A 13,577-nucleotide genomic window follows, 5' to 3' on the forward strand; every position below is an offset into this window, starting at 1 on the left:
CGTATTCCATCTTTCAGAATTCTCAACTCATACTCTACCCGATCCAATGTTAATTACGCAGTTGAACGTACGAGAAGCGTTGCGTTTCAATTCTAAACTTACTCCTGATGCATTTCATTATACCCCAAATCGAAGGGGTGGCGACGAAATTCTTTTTTGTAAGATGATGAACACAAAAAAGAATGAGGAGCCGTGTCACATCCTTATGATCGCAACTTATAATCTGTCAAATAGTGAAATATCTCTAACTGTTTTGCCAGACGCGAGGTGTTTCTCTTCTCTCTTTATTCTCAATACTTTCAGTAATTATTCAAAACGAAAGGGAAAGGGGCGAAAATGTTTTTTGTAAATTTGGCACCTCATAAAAGCAGATGAACCGTATCATAACCATTTGAATACATTTCGCATTTATTAATAGACACCATAAGAATGTAATGGTGAACGATACTGATCTTAAAGCAATGATATACCGAACTTAACTATGTTATCTATCATAAAAACAGGTTTTGCCCTGGCACTATTCACAATATTCTCAATTAGCTCGTTTTCACAACCTAATTGGGAGCTTAAAAAAGAGAAAGATGGAATCAAGGTTTATCTTACCAAAAGCGATGAGTCTAAGATCAAACAATTTAAAGTAGAGACTTTTGTAGATGCATCACCGCGTGAAGTTGCTAATGCCATAGTTGATCTTGATAACAACTATAAGTGGTTTGTAAATGTGGAGAAAGCACAACTTCTCAAGCAAATTGGAAATGACGAGTTTGTTTTTAGACAGGTAATTCAGGTACCGTTTCCCTTCAAAGATCGTGAAGTTATAGAATATTGTGGTGTAAAGGAATTGCCAAACGGGGTTATACGGATTGAACTGAAAGAAGACAACACGTTCATCCCAGAAACGGATGACTATGTCCGAATGGCTATTTCCAGAGGATACTGGATACTTTCCCCATCCGAAGGTGGAACTGAAATCGAATATTCTTTTCTCGCAGATCCTGGTGGGAATATTCCGGCCTGGTTAGCGAATCAGTTTATTGTTAGTAACCCGTTTAAAACAATAAAAGGCCTGAGGAAATACCTCAAAAGCAACTAATAAAATAAAATGCCCGTAACTTCATTGATCTACCTCCTTTTCTTCGAGCTATAACATTGTTAAGATCAACAAAATTTAGCCTTAAAAGAAAAGACCCCGTTCTATTACGAACAGGGTCCTAAATAATTAAATTATTCTTTTACTTATTAGCGGCATAGTTTGCTGCAACCTGATCCCAGTTGATCACATTGAAAAAAGCCGCTACGTAATCTGGTCTTCTGTTTTGATACTTGAGATAGTACGCATGTTCCCAAACGTCGAGGCCAAGAATCGGTGTTCCTCCGCAAGTTACTCCGGGCATCATAGGATTATCCTGGTTAGGAGTAGAGCAAACTTCCACTTTGCCTCCCTTATGAACACATAACCATGCCCAGCCCGATCCAAATTGAGTTTTCGCAGCCGTTGAGAATGCTTCTTTAAATCCATCGAAGCTTCCGCAAGCAGCATCAATAGCAGCAGCTAATTCTCCTGATGGGGCACCTCCACCGTCAGGTGACATCACTTTCCAGAATAAATCGTGATTGAAGTATCCTCCTCCATTGTTTCGTACAGCTCCATTATTCATGTCAAGATTGGTAAGAATATCCTCGATACTCTTCCCTTCAAGGTCCGTTCCTTCTATGGCAGCATTTAACTTGCTGGTATATCCCGCATGGTGCTTCCCATGATGAATTTGCATAGTTTGAGTGTCGATATGAGGCTCTAGCGCGTCGTGAGCGTATGGTAAGGATGGTAGTTCGAAAGCCATAATTTGAAGTTTTTAGTTATTAATTTTGTGTTTCAAAGGTACATAAACTTGTAATTCATAATTGTTATAGAATTAATAAGATTTTTATTCCTGAATAGAAGAAAATTATTGGGCCCTTACTAATCACTTTCGTTACCTTTAGTAAAATTTATTCATTGACTCGGCAAGAACCATTCTTAATCTACAATGCCTCGGCGGGAAGTGGAAAGACATATTCCCTCGTAAAAACGTACCTCCAAACCTTATTAAAAAGTAACCACCCGGATTACTATAAAAACTTACTTGCAATTACTTTCACAAACAAGGCAGTGGCCGAAATGAAAGAAAGGATCATTCACTATCTGAAATTGTTTTCAGACGCTGATCTTCAAGTGGATCAACCCGAAATGATGAAGAGCCTGGCAAATGACTGTGATCTTTCTCTCGATCAGATTCAGCAGAGATCTAAGAACATACTACATCATCTGCTTCATCACTATTCGGCTTTCTGTGTTGAAACTATAGATGGTTTTAATCACCGACTCATAAGAACCTTTAGTCGAGACCTGAAAATCTCAGGAAACTTCGAGGTTTCCCTGGATGTAGATGAGTTGCTCGACCAGGCAGTAGACAACCTTATTCAAAAAGCCGGAGAAGATGCCGCCATTACCGACACACTGGTAAATTTCGCCCTTTTGAAAACAGATGAAGATCGCTCCTGGGACGTGTCGAGAGACATTACAAAGGCGGCAGGAATACTATTCCGTGAAAACGACCTGGAGAACCTGGATCAGCTCAGGGGACTATCGCTTGCCGATTTCAAATCAATCATCAAAAAGCTCAAAAATGCCCTGAAGGATACTGAAACCAAACTCCTCGAAACAGCAAACCAAACATTGGATCTGCTTGATAAGAACGGTTTGGAGTTCACGCATTTTGACAGGTCGTCCTACCCGAAATACATGATGAAGCTCTCCGAAAATAAGCCTGTAAACCATGGGTTGCAATGGCAGGGAAAACTCCGTGAGAAACCGCTTTACCCTTCAAAAGTGGCTAAAAATGAACCGGAGGTGGCTGCCATTATGGACCAATTGGCCCCGGAATTCGCAGATGCTTTCGACACCTCCAAGGAATTGTACTTCAGAAAAAATTACATTGAAACACTGCTTTCCAACCTCATCCCACTTTCGGTTGTTAACCTGGTTCAACAAGAACTCGATCTAATCAAGGAAGAAGACAATATTTTGCCTATTTCCGAATTCAATAAACTCATCTATCAGGAACTAAAAGAACAACCGGCACCTTACATTTATGAGCGGCTGGGAGAACGCTACCGACATTTCTATATTGACGAATTCCAGGACACCTCCAAACTGCAGTGGAATAACCTGATGCCGCTTATCGATAATGCACTATCTCAAGAAGAAAACGGGACCCAGGGAAGCCTTCTGCTGGTAGGCGATGCCAAACAATCCATTTACCGTTGGCGTGGTGGCCTACCCGAACAATTCATAGAACTATACAATTGCAGTAACCCCTTCTCGGTACAGGAAAAGAAAGTATTGAACCTGGAAACGAACTGGCGTAGCTACAGCAACCTGATCGACTTCAACAACTCTTTCTTCACCTTTGTTTCCAATTATTTCGACGACATTGAACACCAGGAGTTGTACCGGATCGGAAACCAACAGGAGAAAACAGAAAAACAAGGTGGTTATGTCTCGATCGACTTCCTTGAGTATGCAACCAAAGAAGAGGCATTGCCTCTTTATTCAGAGCGAGTTTTAAACATTCTGAACAGCGCGTTTCAGGATGGTTTCGAACCGAAAGATATTTGCATCCTTACCCGAAAAAAGAAGGAGGGAATCGAACTGGGACAGGTTCTAATGGATTCAGGAATTCCAGTGGTTTCTTCCGAATCGTTGCTTTTAGCACATTCCGAGATCGTCCTATTCCTTGCAGATTTTCTAACATTCCGTTCCCATCAGGACAACGATGAGCTGAAATCGAAACTTTTGATTTTCCTTCATTCACACTTTAAAATCACTATACCTTTAGCCGATTTTCTTTCCGACTTTTTCACCGAAGAGGAACAAGAATTCAGTAATTCGCTTGAAAGTCATGGAATTGAGTTGGATGTGGAGCACACCAATGCCCTGAGTCTTTATGAGTCCTCTGAATATCTTCTGAACACTTGCAATCTTGCTTCTAAAGCGGATGCTTACGTTGATGGTTTTTTAAATCTGATCCATGACTTTGAAAAGCGCAATGGGTTACTGAAAATATCATTTGAAGAATTCTGGGAGAGTAAAAAGGAAAAGGAGGCCATCTCCATCCCTGAAGGAGTCAATGCTGTGCGGTTAATGACCATTCACAAATCTAAAGGACTTGAATTTCCCGTGTTGATCTTTCCATATGCTGAAGTGGATATTTACAAAGAGCTATCGCCAAAAGCATGGGTGAAGCCTAAGGAGTTGACTGGTTCCGATATTCCGCTGATGATCAATTTTAACAGTGATGTGGCTGAATACAGTGCTGAAGGAACTTCGATCTACAATGAGAGAAGAAGTCAGCTTCAACTTGACAATATTAACCTTCTATATGTTACGCTAACTAGAGCGATCCAACGTTGTTATATCCTATCCCGGAACAGTTCGAAGCCGAAGGACAATGTCCCCCGGAACTACAGTCATTTCTTCCGAAACTATCTCGAACATAAAGGGCTATGGGAAGAAGATTGTTTTCACTACGAATTTGGAACGCGAGCTTCAGGCCAAAAAACTGCGGAAGCAATTCAGAAAAAAGAGGTGTCGCTATCCTTCATTTCTGAATTCCCCGAGTCCAATAACCTGAAAGTGATATCCAGCGATGCATCACTTTGGCTAACCGAGGCTCAGCTAGCCATATCTGCAGGGAGCGAGCTTCACGATCTGATGGAAAAGATCAAATTCAGGTATGATGCCGAGGAGGCCCTGGAACAGATGGAAACCAGGTCTGACCTTTCGGATGAAGAAAAGGCTGTATTGCGAAAAATGGTGGAAAGGATAGTTGAGCATCCGGACCTTACAGAGTTTTTTTCTTCAGAAGCAACCGTTATGAACGAACGTGATATCGTAACAAAAGACGGGCAGTTGTTAAGGCCGGACCGGCTTAATTTTCACGGGGCGAACGAAGTCACCGTTATCGACTATAAAACAGGTGATAAAAGTGCAAGGCATGGTCGGCAGATCAACAGTTATACTAGGGCGCTAACCGAGATGGGGTTTAGGATCAGGGACAGCTTGTTAATCTATGTTTCCGAAGATGATTTAATGATAAATAAACTTTAAATTTGAAGTCTTAAAATAGCGATTTATGTACGGAAAAATAAAAGACCATTTACAAAGAGAACTTCAGGAAATAAAGGAGGCAGGTCTCTTCAAGAAAGAGCGGATCATCACTTCGCCTCAAGGTGCTGAAATTACAATTTCTACCGGGGAAACAGTAATTAACTTCTGCTCCAATAACTACCTGGGGTTATCGGCCAATCAGGAGGTTATCCAGGCAGCCAAGGACACCATGGACTCTCATGGTTACGGTATGTCTTCGGTGCGTTTTATTTGCGGAACTCAGGATATTCACAAAACCCTTGAAAGTAAAATAGCCCAATTTTACGGTACGGAAGACACCATACTATATGCGGCCGCATTCGATGCCAACGGCGGAGTCTTTGAACCTTTGTTAGGGCCAGAAGATGCAATTATTTCAGACTCCCTGAATCACGCTTCCATAATTGACGGTGTTCGCCTTTGTAAAGCAGCCCGTTATCGCTATCAGAATAACGATATGGCAGATCTCGAAACGCAACTAAAAGCAGCAAACGAGAATGGAGCCAGGTTTAAGATAATTGTCACCGATGGTGTTTTTTCCATGGACGGATTAGTAGCTCCTCTGGATCATATTTGTGACCTTGCCGACGCCTACGATGCCATGGTTATGATAGATGAATGTCATGCAACCGGTTTCATTGGAGAAACTGGAAGGGGAACTCTTGAAGAAAAAGGTGTAATGGGAAGGATTGATATTATCACGGGGACCCTTGGAAAAGCGATGGGTGGCGCCATGGGTGGTTATACTAGTGGGAAAAAGGAAATTATTGAAATGCTACGACAGCGATCAAGACCGTACCTGTTCTCCAATTCGCTGGCTCCGGCCATTGTGGGTGCCTCTATTAAGGTATTCGACATGCTCACCAACGATACTAGTTTGCGAGATAAACTTATGGAGAATACTGTCTATTTCAAAAAGGGGATGAAAGAAGCAGGTTTCGATATTATTGATGGAGATTCCGCTATTGTGCCAGTGATGCTGTACGATGCCAAGCTATCGCAAACCATGGCAGACATGTTGCTGGAAGAAGGAATCTATGTAATTGGTTTCTTTTACCCGGTGGTTCCCAAAGAGAAGGCGAGAATACGCGTTCAGCTTTCAGCAGCGCATGAAAAAGAGCATCTGGATAAGGCTATAAATGCCTTCGTTAAAGTGGGTGAAAAACTAGGGGTGATAAATCGTTAAGTACCTTTATTTATCCTATATTACGCCAGAATTTTAAAAAATTTTAATAGATTTGTTTTTGTTATAAGTTTTAACAACTTACTTTTGCTCTAATTAACACTTAAAATTAAACAATCGAATATGAAACATCTTAACACTTTTTTAGTTGCTGCCTTATTGCTTTTGGGCGTTGGCGTAACAAACGCACAGGACGAAAATAATCCTTGGGCAATCGAAGTTGGTGTAAACGCGGTTGATGTTTACCCAGTCGGTCTGGATGATGAGGGAAGATTTCCTAACATGATCGGAGACCTAGCAGTCAAGGGCGATTTATTTGACGAATATTTTAATGCGAATGATCACTGGAATATTCTTCCTTCTATCTCGCGCGTTTCTGTTGGTAGATACATCGGTAGCGGATTTACTTTCACAGCAGCTGGTTCTGTTAACAAAATCACTAAGCTTGGTGAAGTAAGAATTCCTGATGTTACCTATTACTCTGCAGATGGTGAGATCGAGTATAGCTTCCGTGATGCTCTAGGTGGCGGATTCGTTGATCCTACCTTAGGAGTTGGTGGTGGTTACACTTGGGTTGACGACGTAGGATTTGGTACAGCCAATATTCTTGTTGGAACTCGTTTCTGGTTAGGCAACAACCTGGCTCTTAGCTTCCAGTCTGCTTATAAGCATTCTTTCGAGGATAGCTACGGAATCATTCACTTCCAGCATTCAGTAGGTGTTATGTTCAAATTCGGTGGAAAAGATACAGACGGTGACGGAATCTATGACAAGGACGATGAATGTCCGGAAACTCCTGGTCTTCCAGAGTACAACGGATGTCCTGATACAGACGGTGACGGAATCGAAGATAGAAAAGATGAATGTCCAAATACTCCAGGTCTAGCTGAGTTCAACGGATGTCCTGATACAGACGGTGATGGAATCGCTGATCCTCAGGATGCTTGTCCTACTGTAGCTGGTATCGCTTCTCTAAATGGATGTCCAGATGCTGACGGTGACGGAATCACTGATGCTGAGGATGCTTGTCCGAACGAAGCAGGTCCTGCTGCTAACAACGGATGCCCATGGCCAGACAGAGATGGTGACGGTGTACTTGACAAAGACGATCAGTGTCCTGACGTTCCTGGTACTGTTGCTAACAACGGATGTCCAGAAGTAACTGTTGAGATCATCAAGCAGTTGAACGACTACTCCAAGACTATCCTTTTCGATACTGGTAAGTCAACTATCCGTCAGGAGTCTTACGCGGTTCTTCAGAACATCGTAGACATTATGAAGGAGTATCCAACCACTTACTTCGTAATCGAAGGTCACACAGACAGTGTAGGACGTGAGAGCACTAACCAGACGCTTTCTGAAAACAGAGCAGCATCGGTACGTGACTACCTAACTACTATCGGAATGGACGGAAGCAGACTTTCTTCTATCGGATATGGTGAGGCAAGACCTATTGCTCCTAACAACACTAAAGCTGGTAGACAACAAAACAGACGTGTAGAGATCTCTCTTAAGAACTAAGCACTTCTAAATAAATAGAAAAACGCCTCCCGATAACGGAGGCGTTTTTTATTTTTAAGGTATGCAAACCTTCCTGGAAGAAACAATAGACGACTTATTACAAAAACATGAAGATGTTTCCCAACTTATCATTGTGCTTCCAAGTAAACGTGCTGGAGGGTTTTTTAAGAACTACCTTCGGAAACAACTAAAAAGAACTTCCTTCCTTCCCCAGATAATTAGCATTGAAGAGTTTGTTGAGGCTATTTCAGACATCACGATCGTAGATCCTGCACATTTACTCCTGAGAAGTTATCAGGCCTATCTGAAAACCGATTCCATTAAAGAGAAAGAAGATTTCGAGTCATTCAGCACATGGATACAAACCCTGCTGAACGATTTTAATGAAATTGACCGATATCTCGTCGATCGAAAAAGATTCTTCGACTACCTGGGCAGTATCAAATCTCTCGAAAAGTGGTCCATGCAGAACGAGACAACAGACCTGATAAAAGCCTATCTCTCCTTCTGGAACAGCCTCCCGGACTTCTACGACAATCTTAAAACTGATCTCCTAAGCGATAACCTCGGTTACCAGGGAATGGTGTACAGAAAAGCCGCAGAAGAGGTAGAACACTATCTGGCATCTAAAGGTGAAGAGCCTCACATTTTTATTGGGTTTAATGCCCTCAACCTAGCCGAGCAAACCATCTTCAAAGAATTATTAGAAACCGGGAATTCGAGTATCTACTGGGATGCGGAGTCACACTTTTTCTCAGGTGAAATACACAGTGCATCACAATTTCTCAGGTCGTATTTTGAAGAATGGAATTATTACAGTAATAAGAAACCTCAGTTCGGTGATAATTATACTAAAGAAAAGAAATTCACCTTCATTGAAACACAGAAAAACATTGCGCAGGCAAAATATGCCGGGCAGCTGCTCTCCTCAATGACAGCAGAGGAACTTAGCAATACCGCGGTAGTACTTGCAGACGAGAGCCTGCTAACACCCCTTCTCTATTCTTTACCTCTTAATATTGGTGAAGTGAACGTGACCATGGGGCTAAGCATTGAAAATTCCCCTTTAAGCCTATTCTTTTCTTCCCTCTTTCACATGCAGCAAACACAAGGGGAACGATTGTATTATAAAGATGTATTCAGAATACTAAATAATCCTATCGGGAGGAAATTGTTGCCAGCCGCAAAAGAAATAACAAAAGCTATTTCGGAACAAAACTATACCTACGTATCCGTAGAACAGTTAATCGAATTTGGTAATTCCGAAGACATTAAAAACCTACAGCTTATTTTTGGCAGCTGGCAAGATGATCCCCAAGTTGCATTTAACAGATCAATAACGCTTCTGGTAAAGCTCAAATCACTTCTTAAGGATGACCCGCTGGAATTGGTATCAGCTTTTAAGCTTTACAAGGTGATTGAGGCCATCAAGGACCAAATCCAATCCTACCCTTACATTAAAAATTTGAAGTCTGTTTATGCGCTGTTTCAGGAATCTGTTCGTAAGCAAACGGCCGACATCGCCGGGGATGCCTATCAGGGTTTGCAGATCATGGGTGTTTTGGAAACCAGGGTTCTCGATTTTAAAAATGTGATCCTCTTATCGGCTAACGAGGGGGTTCTGCCCGCAGGTAAATCTAATGCCTCGTTTGTTACATATGATTTAAAGAAGGAATTCGGTCTTCCGCTGTTTACAGATAAGGACGCTATTTACACCTATCACTTCTATCATCTGCTTCATCGAGCTGAGAATGTATTCCTTCTTTATAATTCAACTTCTGAAGGTCTTAACGCCGGTGAAAAGAGCAGGTTTCTTATGCAGCTTGAGAAAGAAAGGCTCCCAAATCATCAGATCGAACAAATTGTAGTGACTCTTCCGATAAGTATCACAGATTCTCCACTACAGGAGATCTCGAAGACCACTAAGGTAATGGACCGAATTAAAGCAATAGCTGAATCAGGTATTTCACCTTCTGCATTGACGTCTTACATTAGGAATCCATTCGAATTTTACCTTTCACGTGTTCTTAAAATAAGAGAAACAGAGGTGGTAGAGGAAACCGTTGACTACAATACCCTGGGGACGATAGTTCACAACAGTCTCCAATTACTTTACGAACCATTTGTAGGGAAAAATCTGGATTTAGAAAAGCTATCGGACCTCCATGAGTTAGTTGATGAAGAAGTAAGCCGACAGTTCAAAATTGTATATCGAAAGGGTGATTATTCCACAGGAAAGAACCTACTCATCTTCGAAGTCGCAAAAAGATATGTGCATAATCTTATTGATCTGGACATCAATGAACTTCGTGCCGGTCACCAGATACGAATCTTACAAATTGAAACGAAAATGAAGATTCCATTAGCCATTGAATCCATACCGTTCCCAGTGAACATTCAAGGTATGGTAGACCGCGTAGACGAGCGAGATGGTGTAATGAGAATCATCGATTACAAAACGGGAATGGTGGCCCAGGGTGACCTGCAGATCATGGACTGGGCGAACCTGGCCGAAGATTATAAATACAGTAAGGCGTTCCAGGTGCTGATGTATGCCTATATTATTCATTCTGAAAGTGATGTTTCTTCTTCTGAAGCAGGCATACTATCCTTTAAAAATTTGAGTAATGGTTTTCTGAAATTTGGCACTAAGACTTCCGTGAGAGGCCTGAGCAATAGTGTTGTTTCTGAAGACATCCTAACAGAATTCGAATTGATACTCAAGAAAGTAATCTGCGAAATCTGCGATCCTGATATTCCTTTTGTTGAAAAGGAAGTTTAATTTCCGAAAAAATAGTATTTTCGCATCCCAAGGGGCATTAGCTCAGCTGGCTAGAGCGTTTGGCTGGCAGCCAAAAGGTCATCGGTTCGACTCCGATATGCTCCACAGGAGAAAGCAAGGTTTTCACCTTGCTTTTTTGCTTTCAAAAATATCGGAGGAGAAGTTTATCCTGAGCGTCAGTCGAAGGGACTCCGATATGCTCCACATCAAGCAGAAAACCAGGACAAAGGTCCTGGTTTTTTGTTTCTGAAGAACACCAAGCTTGCTTGTGTGTTCGGAAGAAATAAAGAAATGACATTGGAACAATGTCTGGTTTTCTATTTTCAGAAGCGGAACTGTGAGGACGGGTGAAAACCACTCCGATATGCTCCACCTTCGCCCTCCGAAGCTTTGAGAAATTCGAGAAGCGAAGGAGGGCTTTTCTATTCTCACTTTTAAGTAATAAGATTATCGCGAATTATGGTTTCTGAAGATTCTCCAAACGCACAGACTTGTTTAAATTATATCTCCTGGAAGTTATTCTGAAATGCATTTGATCGCATTCATTAATTATTCCTGGATCGATCTGAAAATAATAATATGCACGTTGGTCTTTCCGATAACTACTCTTCTTCATATTCAACCAATTTACCTTTCTATCCTGAACAAGTGAGTCTCCGTCATAGAATTTAAACTCCAAATCGACTGCTTGCTTCTTATTAGCTCTGAAGTTTCGACGGAAAATATAATATTCGTCGGCAGCAACATAAACTATTCCAGTGTTTGAATGTTGGGAATTATAGTATCCAACTTCCAACTTCGCTCTTGAATCTTCTATTAAGATATTGACTGGGGTAGCACTCAATTTCCTCATCAGTTCTAAATTTTGGAAAGTAAAATCTCCAAGATACTCATCACCCTCATTGAATCTAATAGGGGATCCCGAGATACTAGCTATTGCCTCATCGTCGCCAAACACCTCTATAAACTTTTTTTGAAGCATACTGAAGGTGTTCGAATTCACCTGATTTTTAGATAATTGATATACCAGTATATTGTCCCTTTGCGTTGGCGCTTGAGTCCATTCAGCATTGCTCTTTACCAGTGCTGATAAATCAATCGTAGTCGTGTTAAAAAACGGCTGATATGGGAAATTTGGGAATTGCATATTTAATTTCCCATTATTCTTGTTAAAAACGATATACTCAACTTTATCAAATCGATTATGCTGCAACATAAACCTCTGAAAAGCTGGGTCATCGAAGAATTGTAAAGCATATAAAAATTTCATCCTCTGAGTAGATTCACTAGAAGGGTGAGAATAGAAAGCACTTCTTTCGAGGAACTTGTAAGATGGGACAAAACAATTTAGGTCGAGATTGGTTAGAAGCACCTTGTTTCTAAAGTTTTCAACAGGAAATTTTTCATCTTCCAAAATAGTTGGTAGCCTGGAGTATTCGAGATCCATCATCTTCGATTTTTGCAAGTTTTCGAAGAATAATCCTTGCTGATAAAAAAGTATGCAGCTAACGCCAAGTAAAACAGGCTTAAGGCTATCAGGCTTGTAGGCTTCCAATAGGCGATGAATCCCCAAAACAAGACCAATATAGGAGACAATCAACACCAATGGGTAGACATGGCTTATCAGAATTGGCTTATTATTCATTAGCCCTATATATGCTAAAAACATAAAAAATAGACAGGACCCAAAAATTACCATCAGAAAGCGGGATAACTTTTCCTTGTAGGTTAAGGTGAAATAAAAAATACTTACCACTAAAGGCCAATTTTTTAAAGACAACCATTCGAAGCGCATTGAGTTTGCAAGAAAGAATTTATTCTGATTTGAATCTACAGGATGTGTTAACAAATCGAAAGCATACGGCAGAAGAAAGGCAGAAGCGAACACTATAGCCCAGACAACGATAATAAACTGACTCCTGTGTTCCTTGTATAGAAACCTAAAAACACCCTTCCTTTTAGAAAATATACAGTACATGATATACATAAGTACGGCCAGTACGAGAAGCATGAAAAAGAAGTAATATGTGCCAAATAACATACCCCCAATAAAGCCACCGAATATCAGTGAAATATATTTTCCTTTTTTAAAGTTTACGAAGTAATAATAAAACCAGGGTAAAATTAGAAGTATGGTAATTATTTTATAGGGTTTCACATAATATGCATATGGTAATGCAAGAAATGAAACAATTACTATAACAGCTGCCAATATCCCTTGGCCGATTGCTCTTTTCCAAAGTTTATAGCCAAGAATTGGCGTAACATACAATACAAAGACAACTCCCAACTTTGCCATCGTATTCGGTGCGACATTAAATAAACTGCCAATTTTACCACAGAAGAAATGATAGTAATAAGGGTAAAAACTACTTAAGCCTTTGTATGAAAAATCAGTACTGAACCACTTTTCATAATAAGTGGCAATAAGAGCCAGATTAAAATACGCATCGCTTCGCATGCCATTGAAGCCAAATTGATATTCACGAAGTATCCAGAGAGCAGAAAACGATAACAAGACCGCAAAACAGTACGCCAAGATAAAACCAGGAGCAATTTTTCTCGACACAAATTGAAATAATACAACCGCAAAAATGGCAGTGACAGCAATTAACAAAAGCACTGTGTTTTCTACTGGTGCAATAACACGGATCTGATAGAATTGATTCTGAAATAAAACAAGTACAAATGCGCCAATTAAAAATAATGCGGTTTCATTAAGGTCAATATTGGCTCGGATCTTTTGAAAAATTGAAGTGATTAAACTCATCAATTATGTTCGGTGTTTTAGTTTCTTGTAAAATAAGTAAAAAATACCGCCGAGTTTTGAGCTATTTCAAATTTTATGGTTGAAATTCTTCACTTCTCGATTTTTCATTAATATATCTAATAGCTAATTGATC

Annotated in this window: 7 protein-coding genes and 1 tRNA gene; 6 read left to right on the forward strand and 2 right to left on the reverse strand. The window is 40.5% G+C overall.

Features of this window, described 5'->3' with window-relative positions; genetic code table 11:
• Window positions 1–481 precede the first annotated feature (481 nt).
• A complete protein-coding gene (locus J1N09_RS08410) occupies window positions 482–1,093 on the forward strand; it encodes an START domain-containing protein (protein ID WP_265199688.1) in 612 nt (203 codons plus the stop codon).
• 139 nt (window positions 1,094–1,232) lie between these two features.
• Here the strand turns inward: J1N09_RS08410 and J1N09_RS08415 are convergent, their stop codons facing one another.
• Window positions 1,233–1,841 carry a superoxide dismutase gene (locus tag J1N09_RS08415; RefSeq protein ID WP_265199689.1) on the reverse strand — a complete coding sequence of 203 codons (609 nt, stop codon included), beginning with the start codon at window positions 1,839–1,841 and terminating at the stop codon, window positions 1,233–1,235.
• A gap of 155 nt (window positions 1,842–1,996) precedes the next feature.
• On the opposite strand from J1N09_RS08415, the gene J1N09_RS08420 reads away from it, so the two are divergent.
• The 5 genes from J1N09_RS08420 (at window position 1,997) to J1N09_RS08440 (ending at window position 10,779) form a co-directional block, all read left to right on the forward strand.
• Window positions 1,997–5,149 (forward strand): UvrD-helicase domain-containing protein, encoded by a 3,153-nt coding sequence (locus J1N09_RS08420; RefSeq protein ID WP_265199690.1) that lies wholly within the window; start codon window positions 1,997–1,999, stop codon window positions 5,147–5,149.
• A 25-nt stretch (window positions 5,150–5,174) separates the two neighbouring features.
• The gene (gene kbl, locus J1N09_RS08425) at window positions 5,175–6,374 is read left to right on the forward strand and encodes a glycine C-acetyltransferase (RefSeq protein ID WP_265199691.1); all 1,200 of its coding nucleotides are present in this window, start codon (window positions 5,175–5,177) and stop codon (window positions 6,372–6,374) included.
• 120 nt (window positions 6,375–6,494) lie between these two features.
• The gene (locus J1N09_RS08430) at window positions 6,495–7,892 is read left to right on the forward strand and encodes an OmpA family protein (RefSeq protein ID WP_265199692.1); all 1,398 of its coding nucleotides are present in this window, start codon (window positions 6,495–6,497) and stop codon (window positions 7,890–7,892) included.
• 61 nt (window positions 7,893–7,953) lie between these two features.
• Window positions 7,954–10,674, forward strand: coding sequence for a PD-(D/E)XK nuclease family protein (locus J1N09_RS08435; protein WP_265199693.1), 2,721 nt, complete (start codon window positions 7,954–7,956; stop codon window positions 10,672–10,674).
• 31 nt (window positions 10,675–10,705) lie between these two features.
• Window positions 10,706–10,779: transfer RNA gene (locus J1N09_RS08440), tRNA-Ala, on the forward strand.
• A 352-nt stretch (window positions 10,780–11,131) separates the two neighbouring features.
• Here the strand turns inward: J1N09_RS08440 and J1N09_RS08445 are convergent.
• Window positions 11,132–13,444, reverse strand: coding sequence for an arabinofuranosyltransferase (locus J1N09_RS08445; RefSeq protein WP_265199695.1), 2,313 nt, complete (start codon window positions 13,442–13,444; stop codon window positions 11,132–11,134).
• Window positions 13,445–13,577: the final 133 nt, after the last annotated feature.

This window comes from Aureitalea sp. L0-47 (genome assembly GCF_026126405.1).
Classification (GTDB): Bacteria; Bacteroidota; Bacteroidia; order Flavobacteriales; family Flavobacteriaceae; genus Pukyongia.

Excerpts from the sequence above, each read along its gene's own strand:
- kbl (WP_265199691.1), top strand. The coding sequence starts at position 5,175 with ATGTACGGAAAAATAAAAGACCATTTACAAAGAGAACTTCAGGAAATA.
- J1N09_RS08430 (WP_265199692.1), top strand. The coding sequence starts at position 6,495 with ATGAAACATCTTAACACTTTTTTAGTTGCTGCCTTATTGCTTTTGGGC.
- J1N09_RS08435 (WP_265199693.1), top strand. The coding sequence starts at position 7,954 with ATGCAAACCTTCCTGGAAGAAACAATAGACGACTTATTACAAAAACAT.
- J1N09_RS08445 (WP_265199695.1), bottom strand. The coding sequence starts at position 13,444 with ATGAGTTTAATCACTTCAATTTTTCAAAAGATCCGAGCCAATATTGAC.
- J1N09_RS08415 (WP_265199689.1), bottom strand. The coding sequence starts at position 1,841 with ATGGCTTTCGAACTACCATCCTTACCATACGCTCACGACGCGCTAGAG.
- J1N09_RS08410 (WP_265199688.1), top strand. The coding sequence starts at position 482 with ATGTTATCTATCATAAAAACAGGTTTTGCCCTGGCACTATTCACAATA.